24 protein-coding genes and 1 pseudogene are annotated in these 26,121 nt (G+C 69.2%); 12 read left to right on the top strand and 13 right to left on the bottom strand.

What is annotated here, in order from left to right; translation table 11 throughout:
* Positions 1 to 6 precede the first annotated feature (6 nt).
* From ACT3TD_RS07150 to ACT3TD_RS07125, 6 genes are all read left to right on the top strand, one after another.
* Positions 7 to 951, top strand: coding sequence for a 1,4-dihydroxy-2-naphthoyl-CoA synthase (locus ACT3TD_RS07150; RefSeq protein WP_301442302.1), 945 nt, complete (start codon positions 7 to 9; stop codon positions 949 to 951).
* A gap of 362 nt (positions 952 to 1,313) precedes the next feature.
* A complete protein-coding gene (locus ACT3TD_RS07145; RefSeq protein WP_301442303.1) occupies positions 1,314 to 2,732 on the top strand; it encodes an inorganic phosphate transporter in 1,419 nt (472 codons plus the stop codon).
* Positions 2,733 to 2,735: 3 nt separating this feature from the next.
* Positions 2,736 to 3,023, top strand: coding sequence for a hypothetical protein (locus tag ACT3TD_RS07140; protein WP_301442304.1), 288 nt, complete (start codon positions 2,736 to 2,738; stop codon positions 3,021 to 3,023).
* A 177-nt stretch (positions 3,024 to 3,200) separates the two neighbouring features.
* Positions 3,201 to 3,572, top strand: a complete 372-nt coding sequence (locus tag ACT3TD_RS07135) for a hypothetical protein (RefSeq protein WP_301442305.1) — start codon at positions 3,201 to 3,203, stop codon at positions 3,570 to 3,572.
* A gap of 31 nt (positions 3,573 to 3,603) precedes the next feature.
* The gene (locus ACT3TD_RS07130; protein WP_441578927.1) at positions 3,604 to 4,827 is read left to right on the top strand and encodes an AMP-binding protein; all 1,224 of its coding nucleotides are present in this window, start codon (positions 3,604 to 3,606) and stop codon (positions 4,825 to 4,827) included.
* A gap of 48 nt (positions 4,828 to 4,875) precedes the next feature.
* Positions 4,876 to 5,757 carry a 1,4-dihydroxy-2-naphthoate polyprenyltransferase gene (locus ACT3TD_RS07125; RefSeq protein ID WP_441578926.1) on the top strand — a complete coding sequence of 294 codons (882 nt, stop codon included), beginning with the start codon at positions 4,876 to 4,878 and terminating at the stop codon, positions 5,755 to 5,757.
* Between the two features lie 118 nt (positions 5,758 to 5,875).
* Here the strand turns inward: ACT3TD_RS07125 and ACT3TD_RS07120 are convergent, their stop codons facing one another.
* Positions 5,876 to 6,277: a DUF4229 domain-containing protein gene (locus ACT3TD_RS07120; RefSeq protein ID WP_441578925.1), complete on the bottom strand. Its 402-nt coding sequence runs from the start codon at positions 6,275 to 6,277 to the stop codon at positions 5,876 to 5,878.
* A 119-nt stretch (positions 6,278 to 6,396) separates the two neighbouring features.
* Between ACT3TD_RS07120 and ACT3TD_RS07115 the strand changes: the two genes are divergently transcribed.
* A complete protein-coding gene (locus tag ACT3TD_RS07115) occupies positions 6,397 to 6,912 on the top strand; it encodes a hypothetical protein (RefSeq protein WP_441578924.1) in 516 nt (171 codons plus the stop codon).
* Between the two features lie 34 nt (positions 6,913 to 6,946).
* Here ACT3TD_RS07115 and rfbA read toward each other — a convergent pair whose 3' ends face one another.
* Positions 6,947 to 7,822 carry a glucose-1-phosphate thymidylyltransferase RfbA gene (gene rfbA / locus ACT3TD_RS07110; protein ID WP_301442308.1) on the bottom strand — a complete coding sequence of 292 codons (876 nt, stop codon included), beginning with the start codon at positions 7,820 to 7,822 and terminating at the stop codon, positions 6,947 to 6,949.
* Complete coding sequence (locus tag ACT3TD_RS07105; RefSeq protein WP_441578923.1) at positions 7,822 to 8,493, bottom strand: dTDP-4-dehydrorhamnose 3,5-epimerase family protein; 672 nt, start codon at positions 8,491 to 8,493, stop codon at positions 7,822 to 7,824. Before ACT3TD_RS07105 ends, rfbA begins: the two co-directional genes overlap by 1 nt.
* A 116-nt stretch (positions 8,494 to 8,609) precedes the next feature.
* Here ACT3TD_RS07105 and ACT3TD_RS07100 point away from each other — a divergent pair, with 116 nt between their 5' ends.
* Both ACT3TD_RS07100 and ACT3TD_RS07095 read left to right on the top strand, forming a co-directional pair.
* Entirely contained in the window at positions 8,610 to 9,749 is a 1,140-nt protein-coding gene (locus tag ACT3TD_RS07100; RefSeq protein ID WP_441578922.1) for a flavin reductase family protein, read from the top strand.
* Positions 9,750 to 9,812: 63 nt separating this feature from the next.
* Positions 9,813 to 11,093: a fatty acid desaturase family protein gene (locus ACT3TD_RS07095; protein ID WP_441578921.1), complete on the top strand. Its 1,281-nt coding sequence runs from the start codon at positions 9,813 to 9,815 to the stop codon at positions 11,091 to 11,093.
* 36 nt (positions 11,094 to 11,129) lie between these two features.
* Here ACT3TD_RS07095 and ACT3TD_RS07090 read toward each other — a convergent pair whose 3' ends face one another.
* Positions 11,130 to 11,951, bottom strand: coding sequence for a hypothetical protein (locus tag ACT3TD_RS07090; protein WP_441578920.1), 822 nt, complete (start codon positions 11,949 to 11,951; stop codon positions 11,130 to 11,132).
* 119 nt (positions 11,952 to 12,070) lie between these two features.
* Between ACT3TD_RS07090 and acuR the strand changes: the two genes are divergently transcribed.
* Together acuR and acuI are read left to right on the top strand one after the other, a co-directional pair.
* The gene (acuR, locus tag ACT3TD_RS07085) at positions 12,071 to 12,730 is read left to right on the top strand and encodes an acrylate utilization transcriptional regulator AcuR (RefSeq protein ID WP_301443981.1); all 660 of its coding nucleotides are present in this window, start codon (positions 12,071 to 12,073) and stop codon (positions 12,728 to 12,730) included.
* A gap of 85 nt (positions 12,731 to 12,815) precedes the next feature.
* The gene (gene acuI, locus ACT3TD_RS07080; protein ID WP_441578919.1) at positions 12,816 to 13,805 is read left to right on the top strand and encodes an acrylyl-CoA reductase (NADPH); all 990 of its coding nucleotides are present in this window, start codon (positions 12,816 to 12,818) and stop codon (positions 13,803 to 13,805) included.
* Between the two features lie 34 nt (positions 13,806 to 13,839).
* Here the strand turns inward: acuI and ACT3TD_RS07075 are convergent, their stop codons facing one another.
* From ACT3TD_RS07075 to ACT3TD_RS07045, 7 genes and pseudogenes are all read right to left on the bottom strand, one after another.
* Positions 13,840 to 14,541, bottom strand: coding sequence for a hypothetical protein (locus ACT3TD_RS07075; RefSeq protein ID WP_441578918.1), 702 nt, complete (start codon positions 14,539 to 14,541; stop codon positions 13,840 to 13,842).
* Positions 14,542 to 14,741: 200 nt separating this feature from the next.
* Positions 14,742 to 15,794, bottom strand: a complete 1,053-nt coding sequence (gene rfbB, locus ACT3TD_RS07070) for a dTDP-glucose 4,6-dehydratase (RefSeq protein WP_301443317.1) — start codon at positions 15,792 to 15,794, stop codon at positions 14,742 to 14,744.
* A gap of 1 nt (position 15,795) precedes the next feature.
* Entirely contained in the window at positions 15,796 to 16,911 is a 1,116-nt protein-coding gene (gene ccsB / locus ACT3TD_RS07065) for a c-type cytochrome biogenesis protein CcsB (protein WP_301443316.1), read from the bottom strand.
* Positions 16,912 to 16,999: 88 nt separating this feature from the next.
* Positions 17,000 to 18,742 (bottom strand): cytochrome c biogenesis protein ResB, encoded by a 1,743-nt coding sequence (locus ACT3TD_RS07060; protein WP_301443315.1) that lies wholly within the window; start codon positions 18,740 to 18,742, stop codon positions 17,000 to 17,002.
* A 67-nt stretch (positions 18,743 to 18,809) separates the two neighbouring features.
* A pseudogene (locus ACT3TD_RS07055) lies at positions 18,810 to 19,574 on the bottom strand (cytochrome c biogenesis CcdA family protein); the annotation flags it as partial.
* Entirely contained in the window at positions 19,567 to 20,187 is a 621-nt protein-coding gene (locus tag ACT3TD_RS07050) for a TlpA family protein disulfide reductase (RefSeq protein WP_301443313.1), read from the bottom strand. The gene ACT3TD_RS07050 and the pseudogene ACT3TD_RS07055, both read right to left, overlap by 8 nt.
* A 4-nt stretch (positions 20,188 to 20,191) precedes the next feature.
* On the bottom strand, positions 20,192 to 20,797 hold the full coding sequence (locus tag ACT3TD_RS07045) for a histidine phosphatase family protein (RefSeq protein WP_301443312.1): 606 nt from the start codon (positions 20,795 to 20,797) through the stop codon (positions 20,192 to 20,194).
* Positions 20,798 to 20,903: 106 nt separating this feature from the next.
* Here ACT3TD_RS07045 and ACT3TD_RS07040 point away from each other — a divergent pair, with 106 nt between their 5' ends.
* Positions 20,904 to 21,962 (top strand): iron-siderophore ABC transporter substrate-binding protein, encoded by a 1,059-nt coding sequence (locus ACT3TD_RS07040; protein WP_441578916.1) that lies wholly within the window; start codon positions 20,904 to 20,906, stop codon positions 21,960 to 21,962.
* Positions 21,963 to 21,979: 17 nt separating this feature from the next.
* On the opposite strand, the gene hemL is transcribed toward ACT3TD_RS07040, so the two are convergent.
* Both hemL and ACT3TD_RS07030 read right to left on the bottom strand, forming a co-directional pair.
* Positions 21,980 to 23,284, bottom strand: a complete 1,305-nt coding sequence (hemL, locus tag ACT3TD_RS07035) for a glutamate-1-semialdehyde 2,1-aminomutase (protein ID WP_444614793.1) — start codon at positions 23,282 to 23,284, stop codon at positions 21,980 to 21,982.
* 95 nt (positions 23,285 to 23,379) lie between these two features.
* On the bottom strand, positions 23,380 to 26,121 hold the full coding sequence (locus tag ACT3TD_RS07030) for a heavy metal translocating P-type ATPase (RefSeq protein WP_441588151.1): 2,742 nt from the start codon (positions 26,119 to 26,121) through the stop codon (positions 23,380 to 23,382).

The following is a 26,121-nucleotide window of genomic DNA, read 5'->3' as shown; positions in this document are numbered from 1 at the left end:
GGTCCCATGAGCGACAATCCTTTTGACCCTTCCCAGTGGCGCGAGGTCCCCGGCTTCGACTTCGACGACATCACCTACCACCGGCACGCCGGTGAAGGACGCGAGAACGGCATCGTGCGCATCGCCTTCGACCGTCCCGAGGTGCGCAACGCCTTCCGACCGCACACCGTCGACGAGCTCTACCGCGCGCTCGACCACGCACGGCGCTCCCCCGACGTGGGCACGATCCTGCTGACCGGCAACGGGCCGAGCCCGAAGGACGGTGGCTGGGCGTTCTGCTCCGGCGGCGACCAGCGCATCCGCGGCCGTTCCGGCTACCAGTACGCCACCGAGCACGACGGTGACGTCACCGAGGCCACCGCGGACAAGGTCGACGAGGCCCGCGTCAAGGCCGAGGGCGGACGCCTGCACATCCTCGAGGTGCAGCGGTTGATCCGCACGATGCCGAAGGTCGTCATCGCCGTGGTCAACGGCTGGGCCGCCGGCGGCGGACACAGCCTGCACGTGGTGTGCGACCTGACCATCGCCTCGCGCGAGCACGGCATGTTCAAGCAGACCGACGCCGACGTGGGATCCTTCGACGCCGGCTACGGCTCGGCCTACCTGGCCAAGCAGGTCGGTCAGAAGAACGCCCGCGAGATCTTCTTCCTGGGACGCTCCTACTCCGCCGAGCGCATGATGCAGATGGGCGCGGTCAACGAGGTCGCCGACCACATCGAGCTGGAGGACACCGCGGTGCAGTGGGCGCGCGAGATCAACGGCAAGTCCCCGACGGCGCAGCGCATGCTGAAGTTCGCCTTCAACCTGCCCGACGACGGACTCATGGGCCAGCAGGTCTTCGCCGGGGAGGCCACCCGCCTGGCGTACATGACCGACGAGGCCGTGGAAGGCCGCGACTCCTTCCTGAAGAAGCGGGCGCCGCGGTGGGACGAGTTCCCCTACTACTACTGACGGGGCGCCGGGCCCGCCGGGGGACGGCACAGCCCGGCACCGGTACCTGAGTGCCACATGTGAATCCGGGGAGCCGGAGGTCAGCGTCCTGCGAGAACAGGGGCGATGATGGGCGGGGTCAACGATCAGTCCAGCCCCGGATTCATTCCGCAGGTCACTCCGGTAGCACACTTTCCGATTTTCCCTTGAATTCACCCACTGTTTACCTGTTCCGTCATTCGCGGTGAATACGACCACTTCCACGACCTGCGGTTATGCCGCCTGTCCGACCCGCTTAAGTGAATACGATATACCCCCATTTAATACCCCCGTCGACGTCCGGGGAGTAGACGTTTGCGCCGATAAGCGGGATATTTCTAGGTGTGACTGAGCTTCTCATCCTCGTGCTCGTGATCGGGACCGCCCTGGCGTTCGACTTCACCAACGGTTTCCACGACACCGCCAACGCGATGGCCACCTCCATCGCCACCAAAGCCCTGAAGCCGAAGACGGCCGTCGCCCTCGCGGGCCTGCTGAACCTCGTCGGAGCGTTCCTCTCCGTGGAGGTCGCCAAGACCGTCGCCAACGGCATCGTGAACCTGGAGGACTTCGACCTCAGCGTCGTCGCGGAGGCCGACAAGCTTCTGCTCGTGGTCTTCGCCGGTCTCATCGGCGGCATCCTCTGGAACCTGTTCACCTGGCTCTTCGGGCTCCCCTCCAGCTCCTCCCACGCCCTGTTCGGCGGCCTGATCGGCGCGGCGATCGCCGCCCTCGGCGTCTCCGGCGTGGTGTGGGACGGCGTCCTGCAGAAGATCATCGTGCCGGCGCTGGCCGCCCCGGTGATCGCCGGGCTGGTCGCCGCCGTCGGCACCGCCGGGGTCTTCAAGCTCACCCGTCGCACCCGTGAAGGCGAGCGCGACAACCTCTTCCGCCTCGGCCAGATCGGCTCCGCCTCCCTGGTCGCCCTGGCGCACGGTACCTCCGACGCGCAGAAGACGATGGGCGTCATCTTCCTCGCCCTCGTCGCCAGCGGGAACCTGGACGCCGCCGCGGACATGCCCTTCTGGGTCACCGCGAGCTGTGCCATCGCCATCGCCGCGGGCACCTACGCCGGCGGCTGGCGCGTGATCCGCACCCTGGGCAAGGGCCTGGTGGAGATCACCTCCCCGCAGGGCATGGCCGCCGAGACCTCCTCGGCCGCGATCATCCTGACCTCCGCGCACATGGGTATGGCGCTGTCCACCACCCACGTGGCCACCGGCTCGATCCTGGGCTCCGGTGTCGGCAAGCCCGGTGCGAAGGTCCGCTGGAGCGTCGCCGGACGCATGGCCATCGCCTGGGTCACCACCCTGCCGCTCGCCGCCGCCGCGTCCTGGCTGGTGTGGTCGGCGTCCAACCTGGTCGCCGAGGCCACCTCGATGGCCGTCGGTTCGCTGTTCTCCTTCCTGATCCTGGCCATCGGTGTGGGCCTGATCGTGTACAAGGCGCGTAAGCAGCCGGTGCACGCCGACAACGTCAACGAGGACTGGGACGAGCACGGCCTGTCCCCCGAGGACGCCGCCACCGCCGCGGACGCTACCGCCGCCACCAACGCCGCCAGCGCCGCTGACGCTGCCGAGCCCGGGGCCCCCGCAGCCACCGACAACGACACCCTCGTCCACGCCCTGGCCGGCTCCGGCGCAAGCTCCGCCGACGCCGCCGCGGCCCCCACCGACGCTGCCGGGGACCCGGGGATCGGACGCGGCGACCCCGCCTCCGTGCTCGACACCTCCGCCGGACACCCGACCAGCCAGGAGAACTAGATCATGACCATCCTCGAGTCACTGCTCCAGGTCACCATCGCCGGACTCGTGCTGGGCGCCGGTCTGCCGATCCTCTTCGGCGTGGGAATCCGCCTCTGGGTGCCCGCCGCCGACGGCGCCGACAGCACCGTCACCCACAACACCGGGTGGCGCCGCTCCGCCGCCATGGTGATTTTCGCCCTCATCGCCCTGGCGATCCTGGTCGGACTGATGTGGGTCACCCAGGGCCGCATCTACTCCACCTTCGGCTGGGACGTCTTCGGGACGGCGACCACCGGCGGCGGGCACTGACGGCAGGCACTGCCACAGTCACATTCTGGACGGGCAACATCCCCTTCACGCAGGAGAAACAGAGATAATACTTGACGTCTCCCATTGTTTGCATCTACCATCTTGGGTAGATCGACGAACGTCGTCCTCTGTTCCCCCGCCACAACGGCGGTTACCTGCCTGAAGGAAGTGAATCCCGTGCCGTCCACGACATCCATCACCCGGCGACTGGTCAGCCTCTTCGACTGGTACCGCCGCCCCAGTTCCGGAGACCAGGCCTTCATCGACAACACCGTGCTCGGCGTCCTGCCCGGATCCTGCACCATGACGTTGCCGCGCACCGTGCGCCGCGAGGACACCGGCCCCAACACCCGCGTGTTCTCCCCGTCCGACCTGGGCGTGGGCACCGGTTCGACCGACGTCCTCGCCCTGCTCATTGACGAGGGACGCACCCCGGCAACCCCGCGCGAGGTACGCTACACCTTCCGCGCCCTGGAGGGCCGCCACCCGACCGACGCCGAGGCGTCCGCCGCCTGCTCCTACGTCGCCTCCTTCGGCCTGCTCGCCTGAGCGGGCACCACGGCGGCGTAGCGTTGGAGCAGTGAAGCTCGAAGCACTGCCCGTCGCCCTGAACACCGCCAGCGTCGCCGCCGCACTGCCTGTCCTGCAGGACGTGCTCGCCGGACGCCGCGCCGTCCTCCCCGTCCCGCCCGACGCCCGCGCGGCGACGGACCTGCAGGACGCCATGCGCGTCACGGACGTCACGCTCGACGAGGCCCCGGGCACGCTGATCGCCTGCACCTCCGGCTCGACCGGACTGCCGAAAGGCGCGCGCCTGCGCGCGGCCAACCTCCTGGCCTCCGCCGACGCCACGGCGTCCTACCTGCGTGCACGCTTCGGCACCGCACCCGGACCCTGGCTCCTGGCCCTGCCGCCGCACCACATCGCCGGTCTCCAGGTGATCCTGCGCAGCCAGCACGCCGGCCACTCCCCCACCGTGATGGACGACGACGGGCGGTTCACCGCGGCCGGCTTCGTGCGCGCCACCGCCGACCTGCGCGACCGCCATCCCGGGGAGAACCTGCACACATCCCTGGTGCCGACGCAGCTGCACCGTCTGCTCGACGGCACCGACGACACCGACGGCACCGACACTTCCCGCGCTCTCGCCGCGCTGCGCGAGTACGCCGCGATCCTCGTCGGAGGGGCGGCGACCTCGCCGGAGCTCGTGGCACGGTGCAGGCAGGAAGGCGTGCCGATCGTGCTGACCTACGGCTCCTCAGAGACCGCCGGCGGCGTGGTCTACGACGGTGAACCGATCCCCGGCACCGTCGCCACCATCGAGGAGGCCTCCGGGCGCATCCTGCTGAGCGGGCCGACCGTCGCCGACGGCTACCGCAACGTCGACGGTGCGGCGGAGCAGGACGCCTTCCCCGCCACCGGCACTTTCCGCACCAGTGACCTCGGCGCGGTGGAGGACGGGGTGCTCACCGTGCGCGGACGCGCCGACGGGGCACTCAACAGCGGCGGACTGAAGATCCTCCCCGAAGAGGTCGAGGCCGTGCTCTCCGCCATCGGGTACCGCTCGTGCGTGGTCGGCCTGGCTGACGACGACCTCGGCGAGGCCGTCGTCGCACTCGTGGAGTCCGAGGCCACCGCGGCCGAACTCACCGACGAGGTACGCGCCGCGCTGAAGGCGTCCGGCACCGCGGGCCACCTCATCCCCCGTCGCGTCCTCACCACGTCCGCCCTGCCGGCCACCGGACCAGGCAAGGTCGACCGGCGGGCCGTGCACGCGCAGATGCGGACTAGGCTGAGGAGCTGAGAGACACCGGGAGCAACCGGTGACGCACGCGCCCGTCAGGAGATCGACTTGTCCCACAACACCGCCACCGCCGGCGACTGGCTGACCGGAGCCCGCCCGCACACCTGGGCCAACGCCGTCGCCCCCGTGCTCGCCGGCACCGCCGCCGCCGTGTACGACGGACAGGCCTCCTGGATCCGCGCGGTACTCGCCAGCGTGGTCGCCATGGCACTGATCATCGGTGTGAACTACGCCAACGACTACTCCGACGGTATCCGCGGCACCGACGACGACCGCACCGGCCCACTGCGGCTCACCGGGTCAGGCCTGGTGCCGCCGGAGCGGGTGAAGTACGCCGCCTTCCTCAGCTTCGCCGTGGCCGGGGTCGCCGGTATCGTCCTGTCGCTGATGTCGGCCTGGTGGCTGATCCTCATCGGCGCACTGTGCATCCTCGGCGCCTGGTTCTACACCGGCGGCAAGAACCCCTACGGCTACCGGGGGCTGGGCGAGGTCGCCGTGTTCGTATTCTTCGGCCTGGTGGCGGTGACCGGCACGGAGTTCACCCAGTCCGGCACGGTCAGCTGGGTGGGACTGCTGCTGGCGGTCGGCGTCGGCAGCCTGTCGGCCTCGGTGAACCTGGTCAACAACCTGCGTGACATCCCCACCGACAGGGAGGCCGGCAAGACGACGCTGGCGGTGATCCTCGGCGACCGTGCGACCCGGGTGCTCTACGTGGTGCTCGTCGCGGTGTCGGTGGTGGTGACCGTGGCGGTGTCCGCCGCAGGCATCGCCGCCCTCATCGCGCTCGTCGCCGTGCCGTTGCTGTTCGTCGCCGCCCTACCGGTGGTCAAGGGTGCACAGGGCAAGGACCTGATCCCGGTGCTGGGGCTGACCGGCCGCGGGATGCTCGTGTGGTCGGCGGCGATGTTCATCGCGATGCTGCTGAGCTGACGCCCCGGGCGGGTCCGGGACCGTTCCTGGGCGGGCCCCAGAGACAGCAATCCCGGAGGTTGGTCGTACCCAACCTCCGGGGTTGCTGTCTGCCCGGGCCTTTCACGGCGCGGCACGCTCAGTCGAGGCGCTCCTCGAGCTGGGCACGCATCTGCTCCTTGTGGGCCCGACGACCCGCGTCGCGCACCGCGATCTGCTCGTTCACACGCAGCCGCAGCTTGCGGAACAGGAACATCGACAGCGGCAGGGCCACGATCAGGGCCAGCAGCGCGCTCATCAGCAGCGGGAACGACTGCCCCATCCCCATCAGGATCGCCACCGACTGGATGACCACCGTCAGCACCACGAACACCAGCACCCGGGCCAGGCCGTACAGGGCGATGTCGCGCCAGGCGCCGGCGGGCAGCTTGCCGGGGTTCAGGTCGGCGTCGGCGGTACCGGAGGCACCGGTGTTCTCGGCGCTGTCGGCGTCGACCGTGTCGTCGGTGTCCCTGGTGTCCCTGATATCCCTGTCTTCCACGTCCCCCACCTTACGACCCCGTGCAGCACGCCCCCAAAACCCTGCGGACCCCGCACCGCCGGACCGGGATGAATGTGATTCACACCCGCCGATCGACTCTGTGTCCCCAGGTGGTTAGCATGGAGGGACGTGTCGGTCCGGCGACCGACCACCCCTACGCCGACAGGAGGTCGACAACAATGGGACGTGTAATACTCGTGGTGCTCGTGATCGTCACGGTCATCGTGCTGTGGAAGGCATTCGGTCCGAAGACCTGGAACAACGCAGCCGGGGGATCGCAGAAGAGCCAGTTCCCGCCGCTGGGAATCCAGAAGAACCGGGGCGGCAAGGGTTCCGGAGGCGCGGGCGCGAAGGGCCCGGACGACGACCCCGACTTCCTCTGGAACATCAAGAAGGAACGCTTCAAGGCCCAGCGTGAGGCGGAGAAGCGTGAGCAGGAGGCGGTGGAACGCGCCCGGCGCGGGGAGCACTGGGACGCCGGCGAGACCGGGAAGGCTCCGGAGAAGCAGACGGAGAACCCGCCCGCCCAGGACCCCTCCACGGAGAAGCCCGAGAACAAGCCAGAGAACAAACCCGAGCACAAGCCCGGCTCCAACGGCTCCCAGGAGAAGAAGGACGGCGAGGCTGGCGCCTAATTGGGCCTGACCAGCCCGCACCTGCCAGCCCCCGTCAGTTCTCCTTGCCCCGCTTCAGCAGCGTGAACAGGTACGAGGCGTACGCCGAGGCCCCGTGGGCCCCCGCGCGCTCGGCGAGGTCGTCGTCGCTGAGGTACCCCATCCGCCAGGCGACCTCCTCCGGGCACCCGATCTTCAAGCCCTGACGTTCCTCGATGGTGCGCACGAAGTCCCCGGCGGCCATGAGGTTGTCCACGGTGCCGGTGTCCAGCCAGGCGGTCCCCCGCGGCAGGATCTCCACCTGCAGGTCGCCGCGCTCCAGGTACGCACGGTTGAGGTCGGTGATCTCCAGCTCGCCTCGGGCGGACGGCTCCAGCGACCGGGCCACGTCCACCACGTCCGGGGCGTAGAAGTACAGCCCCGGCACCGCGAAGTTCGACCGTGGGTCGGTCGGCTTCTCCTCCAGGGACGTCGCCGTACCGTCGGCGTCGAAGTCCACCACACCGTAGGCGGTCGGGTCGGCGACCCAGTAGGCGAAGATCGCCCCGCCGGCCACGTCGTGGAAGCGGCGCAGCTGGGATCCCAGGCCCGCGCCGTAGAAGATGTTGTCGCCGAGCACCAGGGCGACCGGTTCATCGCCGATGAAGTCGGCGCCGAGGATGAACGCCTCGGCCAGCCCGTTCGGGGCGTCCTGCACGGCGTAGGTGATCTCCACGCCGAACTGGGATCCGTCGCCGAGCAGGCGGCGGAACTGGTCGTTGTCCTCCGGGGTGGTGATCACCAAGATCTCCCGGACGCCGGCGAGCATCAGGGTGCTCAGCGGGTAGTAGATCATCGGCTTGTCGTACACCGGGACGAGCTGCTTGGAGACCCCCAGGGTGATGGGACGCAGCCGGGACCCGGTGCCGCCGGCGAGGATGATGCCGCGCATCACTCGCCCTCCCAGTTCTCCGCGTCCTGCTGGGCCTGCTCCCACGCCAGACGCAGCTCCTTCTCCCAGCCGCGGCACTCGTTCCAGGACGGCAGGACGACCCCGTCAACGCCGCCGCGTTCCACGTCGGCGACCGTCGGGGCCTCACGGTCCTTGTCGGACAGGACGATCTCCTGCACGCCGAGGGACGCCCAGTCGATGCCGATCCCGGCGTCCAGCGGGCTGACCGCGTGCTCGGCGCCCGGGTCGTAGCCCTCGGAGACCAGGTAGCTCATGGTGGCCTGGCCGGCACCGGCGGGCACGCCGAAGGCGTGGCCCACGCCGATCGGCACGTAGACCCCGCGTCGGTTCTCCGCGGAGAGTTCCACGGCCACGTGCTGCAGGAACGTCGGCGATCCGCGGCGCAGGTCCACGAGCACGTCGACGACGCGTCCTGCCACGCAGGTCACGTACTTGGCCTGTCCGGGGGGCACGTCGGCGAAGTGCACGCCGCGCACCACGCCCTCCCGCGACGTCGAGAGGTTTGCCTGGGGGATGTCGAAGGGGTGGCCGAGCTTGTCGGCGACGACGTCGGCGCGGAACCACTCGTGGAAGGTTCCGCGGTCGTCGCCGAAGATGCGGGGTTCGGCGACCCAGGCACCGGGGATCTCGAGGTCGGAGATGTCAGTCATGCCCACCACTGTAACGGCCCCCGCCGGCGGCGCCGCGTCGCCGACAGGGGTACACCAGGATATTCACATCTCCTTTATCTTGGAACATATATCTTTCTGTCTGTAATATCGCTGTGATGAACAAAGCGCGACTCGGGAAGGTCGTGGCCCGCGCCACGAAACCGCTCACGCCTGCCCTCCGCAAACTGACGACCCCGCTGACCCCCACCGACTACGCCGGTCTCTTCGACCCGCTGCGTGGCCGGGAGATCCGCGGACGGATCCTCGGGGTGACCCGCCACGGCGGCTACACCACCCTGACCATCTCCCCGGGCCCGGGCATGGGCGGCGCCTTCCACGCCGGGCAGTTCATCGGCCTCGGCCTCCAGATCGACGGACGGTGGCGGTGGCGCTGCTACTCGCTGACCAATGCACCGGTGCGTTCCGGGCACGGGCGCGGCCGCACCCTGACCGTCAGCGTGAAGCCGGTGCCCGGCGGCATGGTCTCCGTCCACCTCGCCGAGCACGCCAACGTGGGCCAGATCATCCGCCTGTCCGCCCCCGGCGGCGACTTCCACCTCCCGTCGCCGCTGCCGGAGCGGTTGCTCTTCGTCACCGCCGGCGCCGGCATCACCCCGGTGATGTCGATGCTGCGCTGGCTGCGCGAGGAGTGCACGCCGCAGACCTGGCCGGACGTCGTGCACGTGCACAGCGAACGCGGTGCGCGTCCGCCGTCGCCCTTCGCCGACGAGCTCGAGGCGCTGGACGCCCTGGACGCCCTGGACGCCGACGAGGCGTCCTACCGTCTCATCGGCTGGGACTCCTCGCGGCGTGGCCGCCTGAGTGCGCAGGACGTCACGACGGCCGTGCCCGACTGGGCGGCGCGCGAGACCTTCGCCTGCGGTCCCGGCCCGCTGCTGGAGTCCCTCACCGAGGCGATGCCCGGCACCCGCACCGAGACCTTCCACGCCCAGGGCGCCGCCTCCGGCAGCGCCGGCACCGGACCGGACGCCGCCGACCTCGGCGGCACCATCGAGTTCGGTGACTCCGGCGTGACCACCGAGTCCACCGGTTCCACGACGATCCTCGACGCCGCGGAGAACTGCGGGGTCAACCTCGTCCACGGCTGCCGGATGGGCATCTGCCGCACCTGCGTCGCCCCGATCACCGACGGCACCGCCGTGGACCTGCGCGACGGCGCCACCTACGGCCCAGGCGAACAGGTGCGCACCTGCTGCAGCGTCCCCTCCGGATACCTCCACATCGCCAGCAGCTGACCGGCACAACCCCGCCCGAACCCCCTGCACGACCCCTTGCCGACCCACCCCTGAGGAGCACCCATGGCAGTCCAGGACATCACCGCCTACGCCCACCTGTCCGACGACGACGTCCGCGACATCGGCCGCCGCCTCGCCGCGATCGAGAAAGCCCACCGCGATTCCCTGGGCACCAAGGACTCCGACTACATCAAGAGCCTCATCCGCGCCCAGCGCGCCCTCGACCTGATCGCACGCATCGCCACGTCCACCTCCTCCAACGTGGCCGTGCCCGCCGGGCTGATGCTGGGGCTGGCGAAGATCCTCGAGAACCTCGAGATCGGCCACAACGTGATGCACGGCCAGTGGGACTGGATGAACGATCCGGAGATCCACTCCTCCACCTGGGAGTGGGACAACACCGGCCCCTCCTCCGGCTGGAAGCACTCCCACAACGTGGTGCACCACACCTACACCAACATCATCGGCATGGACAACGACGTGGGATACGGCATCCTGCGCGTGACCCGCGACCGCAAGTGGACCCCGCAGGCACTGTTCCAGCCGCTGATCAACGTCGTGCTCGCCAGCCTCTTCGAGGTGGCCGTGGGCTTCTACGACGTGGAACTGGGCCGCTACTTCACCGGACGCCAGAGCTGGGAGGAGACCAAGCCCCGGCTGATCGCCGCGGTCGCCAAGACCGGACGCCAGTTCGGCAAGGACTACGTCGGATTCCCCGCCATCGCCGCGGCCACCGGCTTCCTGTTCCCCGGGTCGAAGGACGGGGTGAAGCTGTCGCGCGCCGCCGGGGCGAAACGCCGCGCGGCGGCGGCGCTGAAGACCGCCGTCATGGCCAACCTCACCCGCAACGTGTGGGCGTACGCCGTGATCTTCTGCGGCCACTTCCCCGACGACGTGGAGACCTTCACCCGCCGCACCCTCGCCGAGGAGACACAGGACGAGTGGTACCTGCGTCAGATGCTCGGCTCCGCGAACTTCCGTGGCGGCCCGGTGCTCTCGGTGCTGTCCGGGAACCTGAACTACCAGATCGAGCACCACCTCTTCCCCGACATGCCGTCCAACCACCTCGCCGAGATCAGCAAGGAGGTGGAGACCATCGCCAACGAGTACGGGCTGCCCTACAACACCGACAGCTTCCCCAAGCAGCTCCTGCAGGTGCAGCGCACGCTGATGAAGCTCTCCCTGCCGAACTCCATGCTGCGTGCGGACGCCTCCAACGCCCCGGAGGTCCGGTCGGACGCCGCATTCAGCTCCAACCCGGACATCGCCGAGCAGACCGGACACAAGGAACTGAGCAAGGGCCTCAAACTGCTGAAGAAGGCCCGCCCGAAGTTCCTGGCGTAGGTCGCCCTCCCGGACCGTCACGGACGGTCCCGGTGGTCAGCTCCAGCGGATCGGCTCGGTGCCGTCGAGGTCCTCGACGTCGGTGACCGCAGAGCTCCCGGTGGTCTCGGTGTTCTCGGTATTCGCAGTGTTCTCGTTGCCGCCGACGGTCTCCGCGGTCTCGCCGAGGTCGTAGGCGAACGCCATCCCGGTCGGGTTGATGCCGCGGGTGCGCTCCTTGTCGACGTAGCTCAGGCCGAACCCCGAGTAGGTGGTGCCGACCTCGACGTCGTTCATGTCGCCGGGCAGCATATCCTCCTCGTCGACACCGCACACCGACGGCTCAGCGCGTTCGACGAGGTTGGCCGCGGTCCCCGCGTCATCGGAGGGGTACGGCACCGGGGCGACGAGGTCGGCGCCCTCCCCTGCCCCGAGGAACTCCACCTCGTAGGGCAGGCACAGGAAATGGTCGACGTCGTCTGCCCCGTCGCCCACCGCGACCTCGTCGGCGTCCAGCACACTGGACCTCAGCGCGGTGACCTTCCAGAACTGCAGCGGTGCGTCCGACGCGACGTCCGTCTCACCACCACCGTCGCCAGCGGCCTGGCGGGTGACCACGTAGGCCGGCTCGTCGAGATCGAGCTCCGTGCCCGGCTCCGTCGGACGGAAGCCCTTCGGTGCGTCCCCGAGATCCAGGCCCGCTATGAGTTCGCTCTCGTCGGTGTCCTCCTCGACGACGTCGGAGGTCGCCGCCTCGTCGCTGTCGCCGCCGTCCTCACCGATGGAGCATCCGGTGACGGCAAGAACAGGGACGGTGAGCGCGGTGAACAGCACTCTTTTCCAGGTCGACGGCACCATCGGTGGCAGCGAAACAGTCATACTCCCGAGGATAGTGCAGGGGGTACCCACCGAGACGGCGGCGTCGCCTAGCCTGAGGTGACCCCCTCGTAGCCCCTGCGACCTCGACCCACCTCTCATCCGACGGAGCACGCACCCCCATGACCGAGACCCCGCCTACCAGCACCCGACCCCGGAAACGTGGCCGTCCGCGGAAGTCGGAGAGCGCACGTCAGGACACCCGCGAGCTCCTGTGCCGTACAGGTGTCGCCGCCCTGACCGAGAAAGGCTACTGCGCGACCGGCATCGAGGAGATCCTCACCTCCGCCGGGGTACCGAAGGGTTCCTTCTACGCCTACTTCGACAGCAAGGAAGCCTTCGGGGCGGCGGTCATCGTCGAATACGACCGCTACTTCACCCGCAAGCTCGACCGCCACCTGGGTGACGGGTCCGTCCCCGCCCTCGACCGCATCGACGCCTTCTGCGCGGATGCCGAGGCAGGCATGCAACGCCACTCCTACCGGCGCGGCTGCGTGATCGGCAACCTCGGCCAGGAGATGAACGCACTTCCCGAGGCCTACCGCGCGCAGATCGTCGATGTCCTCGCCGGATGGCAGGCCCGGGTCGCCGCATGTCTGACGTCCGCCAAGGACAACGGTGAGATCCCCGACGGGGTCGACTGCCGTCAGGCGGCGGAGGCCTTCTGGATCGGCTGGGAGGGCGCGGTACTGCACGCCAAGCTCCACCGTAGTGCGGAGCCGTTGAGGATCTTCCGGCGCTTCTACCTCGCTGGCCTGCGCGTACCGCCGGAGGATGCATAGGTTTCGCACCAACCGTCGAATTTCATAGACGATCGGTCTAATATTGGCGGGCGAACCCTTCCCCGCCCAGCAAGGAGCACCCGCCATGTTCACAGGTGTACTGATCGAGAACGACGACGCCGGCTACCGCGCACGACTGGCCGAACTCGACGAACAGCAGTTGCCCGACGGCGACGTCACGGTCCGCGTGAGCCACTCGGGCATGAACTACAAGGACGCCCTGGCGATCACCGGAAACGGCAAGATCGTGCGCGACTTCCCGATGGTGCCCGGCATCGACTTCGTCGGCCAGGTCGAGCACACTGACGGCGGTGCCGACTACGCGGAGGGCGACTGGGTCGTCCTCAACGGTTGGGGCGTCGGGGAACGCCGGTGGGGCGGACTGGCCCAGAAGGCCCGGGTCAACGGCGACTGGCTCGTGCCCCTCCCCGACAACTTCACTCCCGCCCAGGCCATGTCCATCGGCACCGCCGGCTACACCGCCATGCTGTGCGTGATGGCCCTGGAGCGCCACGGTGTCACGCCCGACCAGGGCGAGATCGCCGTGACCGGGGCCTCCGGCGGTGTCGGCAGCGTCGCTGTCGCCGTGTTGGCGAAGTTGGGGTACACCGTGGTGGCGATCACCGGCCGACCCGACGAGAACCGGTACCTTAAGGACCTCGGCGCATCGGAGATCCTCGACCGGTCGGACTTCTCCGGGGCCGGAAAGCCGCTGCAGAAGGCACGCTGGGCCGGCGCCGTCGACGTGGCCGGGAGCCACACCTTGGCGAACGTGCTGGCGGGGACGAAGTACCGCGGCGTCGTCACCGCCTGCGGCCTGGCCGCGGGCATGGACCTGCCCGCATCGGTGGCACCGTTCATCCTGCGCGGCGTGACCTTGGCCGGCATCGACAGCGTGATGTGCCCGATCGAGGACCGGCTGGAGGCCTGGCGCCGGTTGGGCGAGGACCTGGACCCGGAGAAGCTGGCGATGATCACCGAGGACGTCGGCCTGGACGAGGCCGTCCCCGCCGCCGAGCGGCTCCTGGAGGGCAAGGTGCGCGGACGCGTGGTCGTGGACGTCGACAAGTTCTGACGGCCCGGCGGCACCGCGGGAGGACGGCGCCGCCTCAGCGCCAGACGACGCGCCTGCCGTGCAGGGGGTCCAGGTCGGAGCCCTCGGCCTGGAACAGGAAGCGCACGCCGACAGGCTTGCGCGCGGCGCCGGAACCGTCCTTGCGCACGCAACCCAGCACCGCACCACGGTACGTCCTACCCTCGACCAGCTCGTCGAGGACGCCGGGGACCATGCCGGACGGTTCGACACCGCAGTGCAGCTCCGCCGAGTAGAGCAGCGGCTCCACAGCGTTGCCGTCGGCGTCGGTGGCGATCAGCACCGGAACGGCGACGGCGGGCTGGACGACCGGGTTGCCGTCTCCTCCGTCACCGAGGAAGGTGATCTCGTAGGGGGTCAGGATGTAGTGGTCGACCTCCTCCGGCGCGGGGTTCACCCCGACGGCGAAACTGCGGCCGAGGTCGAGGTCCTCCGGCGGGACGGTGCGGGAGCAGCCGGTGGCGATCTCCCAGTAGAGCGTGGGGCCGTGGGGCAGCCGGGTGAGCACCTCGGCGGTCTGACCGTGGGTCAGCGTGGAGTCCGGCAGGGTGAGTTCGAAGTCGGCCGGCGGGCCCGGCAGGACGACCGCCTCGTCGCCGACCTGGTAGCCGTCGCAGGGCTTGGCGCAGGCCAGACGGGGCACCGTAGCGCCGGTGTTGAGCATCGTGCGCCAGGTACGGCGGGCGGAGGGGACGGTGACGACTCGTGACGTGGTCATGCTGGTGGTCCTTTCCCCGGTGTGGCGCCGGGTGGGGGCATGTGGAGGCTTACATCGGTCAACCTACCCTTATTTGTTTTCACGAAAGGACACTCTGGAGCAATTGCTCCGGAACAATCCCCCACCACAAGAGTGTCCCAGCTCACAGCACACTTCCGATCCCCCCGGACGCCACCCCCGTACCGCCGACTGTCGGCAGATCAGTCGAGGATCTCCTCGGCCTCCCGGTAGGTGACCTCGGCGTCCTTGCGGCTGACCTCCCACCACGACCGGTTGTCCCGGTACCACTGCACGGTGGCCGCCAGTCCCGCCGAGAAGTCGGTGTAGCGAGGCTCCCAGCCCAGTGACCTCATCGACGAGGGGTCGATCGCGTAGCGGCGGTCGTGCCCGGGACGGTCGGTCACGTGGACCACGTCCCCGGCGTCCCGCCCGAAGAGTTCGAGCAACGCCTCGACACACTGCCGGTTCGAGCGTTCCCCGTCCGCACCGATCAGGTAGGTCTCCCCCGACACCCCACGGTCCAGGATCGCCCACACCGCATGGTTGTGGTCGTCGACGTGGATCCAGTCGCGCACGTTGTCGCCGGCGCCGTACAGGCGCGGGGTCTCCCCCTCGATCAGCCCGGTGATCTGCCTCGGCAGGAACTTCTCCGGGTGCTGGCGCGGACCGTAGTTGTTCGAGCAGTTCGAGATCGTCGCGCTCAGGCCGTGACTGCGCACGAAGGCGCGGACCAGGTGGTCGGCGGACGCCTTGGACGCCGAGTATACCGACGACGGTGCGTACGGGGTGTCCACGGTGAAGCGGTCGTCGCCGTCCAACGGCAGGTCGCCGAACACCTCGTCGGTGGAGATGTGGTGCAGGTGCACACCGTGGCGCACGCACGACTCGGCGAGCACACCGGTGCCCTCGGTGTTGGTGCGCACGAAACGCAGCGGGTCCCGCAGGGCGTTGTCGTTGTGGCTCTCCGCGGCGAAGTGCACCACCGCGGCCCCGCCCGCCTCCTGACCGGGAATGGCCAGTCCGGCGACCAGCTCGTCGACCAGGGCGGCGTCGCACACGTCACCCTCGACGAGGCGCACACCGTCCAGGCCGGCGAGGTTGGCCGGTTTCGCCGCGTAGGTCATCGAGTCCAGGACGGTGACCTGCACGTCCGGCCGGGTGAGGCGGGTGAGCCGGACGAAGTTGGAGCCGATGAAACCGGCACCGCCGGTCACCAGCAGTCTGGTGATCCGGCGGTCGGGGGTTCGCGTCATGTCAGTTCAGTCCGGCGTAGGAGTGCAGACCCGAGATGACGATGTTGATGAAGAACAGGTTGAACACCATCGTGGCGAACGCCAGGACGTTGATCCACGCCGCGGGCTTGCCGCGCATGCCCGGCGTCGCGCGGGCGTGCAGGTAGGCGGCGTAGAGCAGCCAGGTGATCAGCGAGACGGTCTCCTTGGGGTCCCAGCCCCAGAAGCGGCCCCAGGCGAAGTGTGCCCATGTGGCGCCGAAGATGACACCGAGGCCGAACACCGGCAGCGTCCAGATCGCCGCCCGGTAGGCCAGGGCGTCCAGCTTGGAGGCGTCCGGCAGCGGGGTCGCGATGGCGCCGAAGAACCCCTTCTCCTGGCCCTTCGGCTGAGCACGACGCAGCAGGTAGAGCAGCGAGGCCATACCGGAGACCAGACCGATGCCGCCACCGATCGACACCGTGGACACGTGGATGACGAACCAGTAGGAGTTCAGCGACGGAACCAGCGGCGCGACGTCGGCGTAGAGCTCGGTGCCCGCGTAGAACATCAGGACCAGGATCGGGGTGAGGATCCACGGCCACAGCACACGCATCGCCTTGCGGCGAAGGACGTAGCAGGCGATGACCATCGAGACACCCGAGACCACGGAGACGTACTCGAAGAGGTTGCCCCACGGGAAGCGTTCCGCGGCAAGCCCGCGCATCACGAGGAAGAGAATGTGCATCGCCACACCGAGCCAGATGACGGCCTGGGCCATGCCACCCCAACGGTCCGCACGGCGGAACCCTGCCCGGATGGACTCGACCTGGAACCGCGGCGGCAGCTCGTCCTCCGACAGAGAACCCGTCGCGATTCCGGAGACGTCGTGGGATCCGCCGTCAGCGGCGTCCTTGTCGGTGCCCGCGCCCGCCTCGTCGCTGGCGCTACCGGCCCCGGCGGAGACGGCGACCTTCTGCTTCTCCGCCTTGCCCTCGCCCAGGATCCGCGCCCGCTCACGCCTGGCTTCGGTGGCGGAACGGAGCATCCCGTAGAAGATGAGGGAGATGGCGAGACCGACCAGGTACAGCCCTGCCGTCGTGGCATAGGCCAGGTCGGAAAAATTCGCCAAGCCCTCGTTGACGTCATGGATGTCCATCCGTCGTTTCCTCCGTCGATAGTCACTGGACCGTATCTCGGCCCACGTTACTGCGCTCTACTAGCCAAAACCAAAAGTGAACTGGGGTTTAGCGTTCCTCAGGACGGTCTTCTGTGTCCCCGGTCTCAGTGGGCTCGGCCGGGTCGGCGAGCTCACCCTCGGCCTTCTCGCGGGCGAGTTCGCGATCGAGCTCGTCCTCCCAGTCCTCCCACTCGCTGTCCGTCTGGTCGAACTCCTCGTCCAGCTCCTCGTCCTCGAGGTGCAGCAGCTCCTCGGCGACACGGTTGAACTCACGGCCCCAGCCGGCGGAGTCCGTACGGGCCAGCCCGGCGATCTGCAGCGACGTGGTGCCGTCCTGGTTGTCGGTGACCCGCACCCAGAAGCGGCGGCGCTTGATCGTGAGTGAACCGACCAGGCTGATCAGCATCAGCAGGGCGAAGCCCAGAACAAACGGGGTCGTGGGATCGCGACTGACCTGGAGGTTCACGAACTCCTGGGCACCGTCGAAGCTGATCTCCGTGCCGTCGTCCAGGGTGACCGACTCGCCCTCCATGAGGTTGACGCGGTCCAGCTTCTGCAGGGCACCGCTGTGCATCTGCGTGGAGTCGAGCGAGAAGATGTCCTGGCCGGTACCGGCGTCCAGCCCCGTGTCGCCACGGTAGATGTCGATGGCGACCGCCGGATCGTTCATGGCCGGGAAGCTGGAGGTCAGCAGGGCGTCGTTCTCACCGGAGAACTCTGCGGTCGGGGCGAACAGACCCTGGATCGCCAACTGGTTCTGGCGGCGGTCGTAGAGGTCGTCGTACATCCCGGCCGGCGGGTCCATCTTGATCGCACCGGAGGACAGGAAGTACGTCAGGTCGTCCGGACGGAACTGGATGGTCTCGGTACGGGTCTCACCGTTCGGCCACTTCACGGTGAACGTCGGCGCGTAGCCGTGTCCCTGGAGGTAGACCAGGTCGCCGTCCACGTTGAGCGGGTGGTTGACCCGCAACTGCTCCTTGTCCCACTCGTCGGTGGGCAGCATCGCGTCCTCGCCCTCGGCGAAGTCGATGTCCGAGGAGAAGCTGGTGGCCTGTCCGGTGGCCTCGTACTCCGCCTCGAAGTTCTTCACGTTCACGCAGAACGGGGTCAGCGTGGTGCCGTCGAACAGGGGGCCGTAACGCATCGAGTCGAAGTTCGCGACCGCGGAGTTGCAGAACTCCGAGCTCGGCGAGTCGGTGCCGGCGATCACGATGACCTGGCCCTCGTAGTAGACCATGCGCCCCAGCAGCACGGTGATGAGGATCCCGACCAGGGAGAGGTGGAAGACGAGGTTCGAGGCCTCGCGCATGTAACCACGCTCGGCGGCGAAGGACCACTTCCCCGCCCGGTCCTCGGAGGCCTCGGTCGCCCCGCCACGCCATTTCGCGAAACGACGGGACACCTGCTTCTCCACGTCCTCCGCCGGGGCGTCGACCGTACCCTCCACGAAGTTGGGCATCCGGGTCAGCCGCTTCGGCGCCGACGGCGGGCGCGTCTTCAGCGCCTTGTAGTGGTCCCACGTGCGCGGCAGGATGCAGCCGATCAGCGACAGGAACAGCAGGACGTAGATGGCGGCGAACCACGGCGAGCTGAAGACGTCGAACAGTCCCAGCTTGTCGTAGATCTCGCCGACCCGACCGTTGTTCTCGATGTACTCCGTGACGTTGCCCTCGTTCAGCGACCGCTGCGGAAGTATGGCACCGGGAAGGGCGCCGAGGGCGAGCAGGAACAGCAGGACCAGTGCCGTCCGCATACGGGTCAGCCATTGCCAGGCCCGTTTCGGCAGACGCAGGAGCCAGCGGATCATGGAAACCTTTCGGGAGGGGAACTCGGGTGAAACCTAGAACGGCCTTGATCGGCAGAGTGGTGTCGGAGACCAGGCCCTGTCGGAGCCAGTCGACGAACACCGCCCACTGGCCGGTGACCAGCAGGATGCCGACGATGATCAGCAACGCGCCGCCGATGATCTGGATGGTGCGGGAGTGCTTCCGCAGCCATCCGACGCCGCGCAGTGCCCTGGCGGAACCCAGGGCGACCAGAATGAACGGTAGTCCCAGGCCCAGGCAGTACGAAATGATGAGGATGACGCCGCGCGCCGCGGTCATGCCTCCGGTGCCCGCGGACACCGAGATGATCGCGCCCAGCGTCGGCCCCAGGCACGGCGTCCAGCCCAGGGCGAAGACGCCGCCGAGCAGCGGCGCGCCGGCGAGGGTGGACCAGCGCTTCGGGGCCATGCGGGTGTCGTTCTGCAGCGGGCGGATGAAGCCCATGAAGACGACACCCATGAGGATCGTCACCACACCGCCGACGCGCATCAGCGTCTCCTGATTGATCTTCAGCGCACTGATCGCGCCGAAGACCGTGGCGGTGGCCAGGACGAAGACGACGGTGAAACCGGCGACGAAGAGCAGCGCCGCGCCACCGGCGCGGCCCCGCCTGCCCGTGACGACCGTGCCGTCCTTCGTGTACTCGGTGTCCGCGCCGACGACACCGGCGAGGTAGGAGACGTAGCCCGGCACCAGCGGGATCACGCACGGGGAGGCGAAGGACACCAGACCGGCGACGGCGGCGGCGAGCAACGCGAGCAGGATCGGCCCGGTCGTCACCGCCTCCGAGAACGCGGTACCGAGGTCACTCATCGTTCAGCAGCGGCTCCACGGCCGCCCACAGCTCGTCGTCGTTGACCTCCCGCAGGAAGACCTTCGCCGGACGGTGCTGCTTGTCCAGCACGATCGTCGTCGGGATGACCGAGGCGGGCAGGCCACCCAGGGCCAACGCCGACTTGAACGGCGGATCGTAGATCGACGGGTAGCTGATCCCGTTGTCCGTGACGAAGTCGCGGGCCTTGTCCGCCACCGAGTCACGCACGTTGATGCCCAGGATGGTGCCACGCCCGTCGTCCTCGAGCTTCTCCTGGACGCGCTGCAGATCGTCCGCCTCGCTGCGGCAGGGTCCACACCACTGGCCCCAGGAGTTCAGGACCACGACCTGGTCCTCGAAGTCGTCGAGCTCGATCGTCTCGCCCGGCTCCATGAGCGACTCGCCCTGGAGGTTGCCGACCGGGTCGCGGTCGTCCTCGTCGTAGCTGATCTCCGTCTGCCCGCCCGGGGAGACGAACTCGAAGGTGCCACCACTGGCCACGGCATCGGTGCCGGCGGTGTTGCTCTCGCCGCACGCGGCCACGGTGAGCGCCAGCGACGCGGTGACCAGCGCCGCCGCGATCCGTCGTCCCTGCTGTCCCACGTTGCCCATCAGATCAGATCTCCTGTGCCGGCTCCGAGTAGACCATGTCCACGAGGTCGTCGCCCTCGAAGACCAGCGAGGTCACCGAGGCCAGCTCACACCGGCGTGCCGCCGGGTTGTGGCTCAGCGGCAGCCCCTGCACGTCGCGCTGCACGCAGACGATGGGCAGCTGGTGCGTCACGCACACCGCTTCCCCGCCCTCGGCACCCTTGCGGGCGCGGTCGACGGCCCGCCACATGCGGTCGAGGATCTCGGAGTAGGGCTCGCCCCAGCTCGGGACCGTCGGGTTCTTCAGCATGGGCCAGCGCTTCGGGTTCCACAGCGCCGAGCGCACACCCTTGATGTGCAGACCCTGCAGGTCATTACCGGCCTCCAGCAGGTCCTCGTCCACACCCGGGGCCACGTCGAGCGACTCCGCCAGCGGCGCGACGGTCTCGCGCGCGCGCTCCAGCGGGGAGGAGACGACGTACCGGATATCGTGGTCGGCGAGGTCCGCGGCCACCGCGGCGGCCATCTGCCGACCGCGGACACTGAGGTGCCAGTCGGGCAGACGACCGTAGAGGATGCGGTCGGGGTTGTGGACCTCCCCGTGACGGACGAGGTGGACGATCGTTGTCATGGGTCCCGACACTACCTCGCATGGTGCTCAGGTCATAAGCGAACCACGCCAAGCAGACCACTCGGTGAACGACGATCACCCGCTGGTGTCATGCTAGCCTGCCCTCATGCATTCTATCCCCCGGAAAACCTCTGGACGCGGCCTGCGCCGCGTCGTCGCCACCATGGCGGCAACCCTCCTGACCTCGGCCACCCTGGTCGCCTGCACCTCAGAGTCCACCGACGGATCCTCCGACGGCTCCGGGTCAGGGGACTTCGAGCCCGTGACCATCACCCACGCGCTCGGTGAAGCCGAGATCACCTCGAAGCCCGAGAGGATCGTCACACTCGGCCAGGGTTCCGCCGAGACCGCCATCGCCCTGGGCGTGACCCCGGTGGCCACCGAGAGCTACGAGTGGGGCGCGGACGACTCCGGCCAGCTCCCCTGGGTCCGCGAGGCCGTCGAGGAGCAGGACGGCGACCTGCCCGAACTCATCACCGGTGGTGACGACGTCAGCGCCGAGGAGATCGCCGCCCTGGACCCCGACCTCGTCCTGGCACCGTGGTCCGGACTCACCCAGGACCAGTACGACCAGATCTCCGAGGTGGCCCCCACCGTGGCCTACCCCGAGAGCCCGTGGACGATCGACTGGAAGGACCAGATCACCACCATCGCCACCGCGCTGGGTGAGTCCGACCAGGCCGAGGACCTCATCACCGGTATCGAGGACGACTTCGCCGCCGTGCGTGAGGAGCACCCCGAGTTCTCCGAGCACGACTTCGCCTTCATCTACAACCAGGGCCCCGCGGAGAACATGGGCGTCTTCCTGCCCACCGAGCAGCGCGCCGCGATGGTCGCGAACATGGGCCTGAAGGTCGCACCGGTCGTGGAGGAGATGAAGGAGGACGAGGTCGTGGGCACCGACTCCGCCCAGTTCAGCCTCGAGGACGCCGACCGGCTCAACGACGTGGACCTGATCTTCACCTTCTACTCCGACGAGACCAACCGCGAGGAGATGCACGACAACCCGGTCTACGGCAACATCAGCGCCATCCGGGACGGCCGGGAGGTCGCCCCCACCGACCAGTCCTTCGTGACCGGGTCCTCGATGATCAACCCCCTGACCGTCCCCTGGGCCCTGGAGCGCTACGTCCCGATGATCACCGAGGCGCTCGACGCAGAGTAACGGGTCAGGGTGACGGGTCAGTCGGACGCCGGGCGCGCGGCAGCCGCCGCCTTCGCCGCGGGCACCAGCGCCGACTCGATCCGCTCGAAGTCGGCGTCCGTCAACGCGGTGGAGACGAACCAGGTCTCGAAGACGCTCGGCGGGGCGAAGACCCCGTTGTCCAGCAGCGAGTGGAAGAACGGCGCGTAGCGGAAGGTGTCCGCCGCCTGCATCTCGCCGAAGTTGTGGCCCTGCCCCTCGGCGAAACGCACGGACAGCATCGTCGTGGCCCGCTGCATGTGGTGCGCCACTCCCTCCCGCGACAGCGCCTCGCTGACCAGGTCGGACAACCGGTCGGCGTTGGCCTGCAGGGTGGTGTAGGTCGACTCGTCGGCCAGACGCAGCGACGCCAGCCCCGAGGCCGTGGCCACCGGGTTCCCCGACAGCGTGCCCGCCTGGTAGACGGGCCCCTCCGGGGCGAGCATGCCCATGATGTCGGCGCGTCCGCCGAAGGCCGCGGCCGGCATACCGCCGGAGACGACCTTGCCGAAGGTCGTCAGGTCGCCCGCCACGCCGTCCACCCCGAACCAGCCGGAGCCCGAGGTACGGAAACCCGTCATGACCTCGTCGAGGATCAGCAGCGCGCCGTCGGCGTGGGTGATCTCCTTGAGTGCGGCGTTGAAGCCGTCCTGCGGGTGCACGGTACCCATGTTGCCCGCGCTGGCCTCGGCGATGACCGCGGCGATCTGGCCGGGGTTCTCGGCGAAGGCCGCGCGCACGGCGTCGAGGTCGTTGTAGTCCACCACGATGGTCTCCGCCGCGGCGGAGGCGGTGATCCCCGGGGAGTCCGGCAGGCCCAGGGTCGCCACACCGGAACCGGCGGCGACCAGCAGCGAGTCCACGTGGCCGTGGTAGCAGCCGTTGAACTTCAGGATCTTGTCGCGTCCGGTGAAACCACGCGCCAGGCGCACGGCCGACATCGTCGCCTCCGTCCCGGAGTTGACCAGGCGCACCTGCTCCACGCTGGTGCGGTCGATGATCTCCTGGGCCAGATCGATCTCGGCCAACGTCGGCGCGCCGAAGGACAGTCCCTTGCCCGCGGCCTCACGGACCGCCTCGACGACCGCCGGGTGGGCGTTGCCGTGCAGCATCGGGCCCCAGGAGCAGATGAGGTCGACGTAGTCGTTGCCGTCGATGTCGGTCAGACGCGAACCGGCCGCCGAGGCGATGAAGGGGGCGGTGCCGCCGACCGAGCCGAAGGCCCGCACCGGGGAGTTCACCCCACCCGGGGTGACCGCCCTGGCCTGGTCCATCGCCTGCGAACTGTTCGTCCGTCCACTCATCTGCCGCTCCTTCGTCGTCCTGCTGGTTCGCGTGTCTTACTGACGTGCCCCAGCATAATGAGTGGGCTGCGGTCCCGGGTGCGCGGGGGAAGCGCTCAGCGCGACTGCCAGGGGCTCAGGTTCTCCCCCGCCCAGGCGCGCAGCCGGGCCAGGCGCGAGTCGCCGTTGCTGCCCGGCACCTCCGCACCGTCCCTGCCCAGCGGGTCGCCGATGCTGAAGTCACGGTGGCTGATGCGCGCCGACCGCCACTCGATGAGCAGCGAGGACCCCAGCATCAGGGCCGTGGCCAGCAGCGGGTTCAGCAGGCCGGAGACCGCCAGCACCAGGGCGAGGATGTTGTAGCCCCAGGCCAGCCACAGGTTCCAGTCCACGGTGGCACGCACGTGCCGGGCGAGGTTCACCGACTCCGCCACCACGGACACGTCGTCGCGGATGATCACCACGTCGCTGCCCGCGGAGTCCAGCCCACGGACCTCCCCGTGCTCCCCGCCGATGTTGTCGAGCCGGTCGGCCGACCCCATGAGGATGCCCACGTCGGCGACCTCGAGGCAGTCGAGCACGTCCTGGTCGCCGACCATGGCCACGGTGGCACCGTGGGCGTGCACGTTGCGCACCGCCGGGGCCTTCTGGGAGGGGATGATGCCGGCGAGCACCTTGGAGATGCCGATGGAGTCCGCCATCCTCCGTGCCACCGGGTAGGTGTCGCGGGAGAGCATGTAGGTCTCGACCCCGGCGTCCTCGAGCCAGTGGACGGAGGACTCGGCGTCCGGCTTCACCGCGTCGGCCACGTTGATCACCCCGCGCGTCCTGCCCCGCCAGCTGACCACCAGCGGGGTCCCGCCGCTGAGCACGGCGTTGGCCAGGGTGGGGTCGGTGAGTTCGGAGAGGTCGCGTGGACGCCACAGCTGGGCCTGGACCGGGCGCAGCGCCTTCTCCCCGGTCTGGGGGTCGGCGACGGGCAGGTCGACGGTGGCGGTGAACACGCCCTTGCCGTCGACCTCCACCGGGCCGGCCTCCAGCCAGTGCGGCACGTCCGCTCCCCCGGCGCCGCTGTCACGCGATTCCCGGTCGGCGCGCACGATCGCGCGCGAGACCCCGTGGGGGCTCTCCAGGCTCAGCACGCCGGCGACGCGCAGCACCAGTTCACCGACCTCGCCCTTGGCCGGGGTCACGCCGACGACGTTCATCGGACCCTTCGTCAGCGTGCCGGCGCGGTTGAAGATGATCGTGTCCACTGCGGCGAGTCGGTGGACGGTGCCGGTGTCACGCAGCAGCATCCCGTCGGACGCCGCGCGCGCCAGCCCCAGGCGCAGCGCCAGGGTGGTCGACAGGGCCAGGGCGACGGGGGCGACGGCGACGAGCACGGTCAGCGTGGTGGAGACCGCCGCGGTCATGCTGGACGAGGCCGTCCACCAGGCGATCCCGGCGATCACCGCGATCACCGCGGCCCAGGGCACCAGCAGCGAGGCGGTGCGCGTGGCGAGTTGCTCCAGGCGGTTCTCCTCGCGCTCGGCGGCGGCGATCCAGCGACGCACGGCCGCGACCCTGGTCCGTGACCCGGTGCGGTTCACCCGCACCTTCAACGGGTCGCCGGAGTTGGTGGACCCGGCGAAGACCGTGGCGCCGACCTCGACGGGCACGTCGCCGCGTCCGCCACTGAAGGGGCCGACGTCGACGACGGAGCGTCCTCCCACGACCTCACCGTCGCACGGGATGACCTGGCCGGTGCCGACGAGCACGTCGTCACCGACGCGGATCTCGGTGGCGGGGATGACCGACTTGGTGGGTTGGCCGCCGCGGGACTTGCGCACCACGGTCACGTCGCCGCCGCGCTCCACCGACAGCATGTTCAGCGCCAGCAGGGAGCGCAGCCGGGTACGGCGCGAGGCGAGCCTGCCGAACAGCAGCAGGATCGTGCAGCCGCAGGCGACGTCGAAGAACAGCGCGTCGGTCTGGTAGCCCCAGGAGATCAGGATGTTGCCGGCCCGCCAGCCCGGGTCACCGGCGGGGCCGGTGAGCAGTTCCACCAGGGAGTACAGGTAGGCCAGCAGGATGGCGGCGGAGGACGCCGCGTCGAGGGCGGGCATGCCACGGCGCAGCCCGCCGAGCATCGCGCGGTGGAACGGCCACGCGCTCCACAGCACCACGGGCGTGGCCAAGCCCAGGCACAGCCACTGCCAGTGGTCGAACTGCCACGACGGCACGAGCTGCAGCACCACCACGGGCAGGCCGAAGAGCAGCGCGACGAGCAGGCGCGCCCCGGTGATCAGGTTGCGGGCGGTGTAGAGCACCTCGGTGCCGACCTGGTGGCGTCGACGGCCCTGGCCGAGCTGGTGGAAGGACTCCCCCTCCAACGCCATGCGGGCACGGTTCTCCCTGTGCCGGTGCGCGTAGAAACTCGCCGGACGGGGCCGGGCCAGGCGTTCGGCGCGGCGTCGCAGCGAGGCGACGGTCAACCAGGACTCCACGCCCGCGTCGGTCATGACGTTGCGCAGCACGTCCGGTTTCAGCGACTCCGGCGCCGTCACCCACGCCATGGATGTGGAGTACACGACGCGGGCCTGCACGCCGGGCAGCACGTTGAGCGCGCCCTCGACGCGTCCTGCATGCGCGGCGGACTCCAGCCCCTCCAGGTGGAAGGTGAAGGACGTGAGCCGCATCCCGCCGCGACCCTGCCGACCCTGCCGGCCCTGCCGTAAGGAGTGCTCGAACGCCTCGGCGTCCTCGGGGTCATCGGGGTCGTCGGGGGCGAGTCCGGCCGCGCGGGCGGCCTTGCGTGCCTCGGCGATGGCCCGCGACACCGCGTCGGACACCTCGTCCGATACCTCCGGTTCCAC

It is taken from the genome of Corynebacterium sp. AOP36-E1-14 (assembly GCF_052377495.1).
Lineage (GTDB): Bacteria > Actinomycetota > Actinomycetes > Mycobacteriales > Mycobacteriaceae > Corynebacterium.
The sequence above is the reverse complement of the archived record's forward strand: the minus strand, read 5'-3'. Positions and strand labels throughout refer to the sequence as shown.

Bases quoted from the DNA above. Each gene is read 5' to 3' on its own strand.
- ccsB (WP_301443316.1), bottom strand. From the start codon at position 16,911: ATGGACATCCATGACGTCAACGAGGGCTTGGCGAATTTTTCCGACCTG.
- ACT3TD_RS07140 (WP_301442304.1), top strand. From the start codon at position 2,736: ATGACCATCCTCGAGTCACTGCTCCAGGTCACCATCGCCGGACTCGTG.
- ACT3TD_RS07075 (WP_441578918.1), bottom strand. From the start codon at position 14,541: ATGACCACGTCACGAGTCGTCACCGTCCCCTCCGCCCGCCGTACCTGG.
- ACT3TD_RS07045 (WP_301443312.1), bottom strand. From the start codon at position 20,797: ATGACAACGATCGTCCACCTCGTCCGTCACGGGGAGGTCCACAACCCC.
- ACT3TD_RS07040 (WP_441578916.1), top strand. From the start codon at position 20,904: ATGCATTCTATCCCCCGGAAAACCTCTGGACGCGGCCTGCGCCGCGTC.
- ACT3TD_RS07090 (WP_441578920.1), bottom strand. From the start codon at position 11,951: ATGACTGTTTCGCTGCCACCGATGGTGCCGTCGACCTGGAAAAGAGTG.
- ACT3TD_RS07060 (WP_301443315.1), bottom strand. From the start codon at position 18,742: ATGATCCGCTGGCTCCTGCGTCTGCCGAAACGGGCCTGGCAATGGCTG.
- hemL (WP_444614793.1), bottom strand. From the start codon at position 23,284: ATGAGTGGACGGACGAACAGTTCGCAGGCGATGGACCAGGCCAGGGCG.
- rfbA (WP_301442308.1), bottom strand. From the start codon at position 7,822: ATGCGCGGCATCATCCTCGCCGGCGGCACCGGGTCCCGGCTGCGTCCC.
- ACT3TD_RS07105 (WP_441578923.1), bottom strand. From the start codon at position 8,493: ATGACTGACATCTCCGACCTCGAGATCCCCGGTGCCTGGGTCGCCGAA.
- ACT3TD_RS07115 (WP_441578924.1), top strand. From the start codon at position 6,397: ATGGAGGGACGTGTCGGTCCGGCGACCGACCACCCCTACGCCGACAGG.
- ACT3TD_RS07095 (WP_441578921.1), top strand. From the start codon at position 9,813: ATGGCAGTCCAGGACATCACCGCCTACGCCCACCTGTCCGACGACGAC.
- ACT3TD_RS07100 (WP_441578922.1), top strand. From the start codon at position 8,610: ATGAACAAAGCGCGACTCGGGAAGGTCGTGGCCCGCGCCACGAAACCG.
- acuI (WP_441578919.1), top strand. From the start codon at position 12,816: ATGTTCACAGGTGTACTGATCGAGAACGACGACGCCGGCTACCGCGCA.
- ACT3TD_RS07050 (WP_301443313.1), bottom strand. From the start codon at position 20,187: ATGGGCAACGTGGGACAGCAGGGACGACGGATCGCGGCGGCGCTGGTC.
- ACT3TD_RS07150 (WP_301442302.1), top strand. From the start codon at position 7: ATGAGCGACAATCCTTTTGACCCTTCCCAGTGGCGCGAGGTCCCCGGC.
- acuR (WP_301443981.1), top strand. From the start codon at position 12,071: ATGACCGAGACCCCGCCTACCAGCACCCGACCCCGGAAACGTGGCCGT.
- rfbB (WP_301443317.1), bottom strand. From the start codon at position 15,794: ATGACGCGAACCCCCGACCGCCGGATCACCAGACTGCTGGTGACCGGC.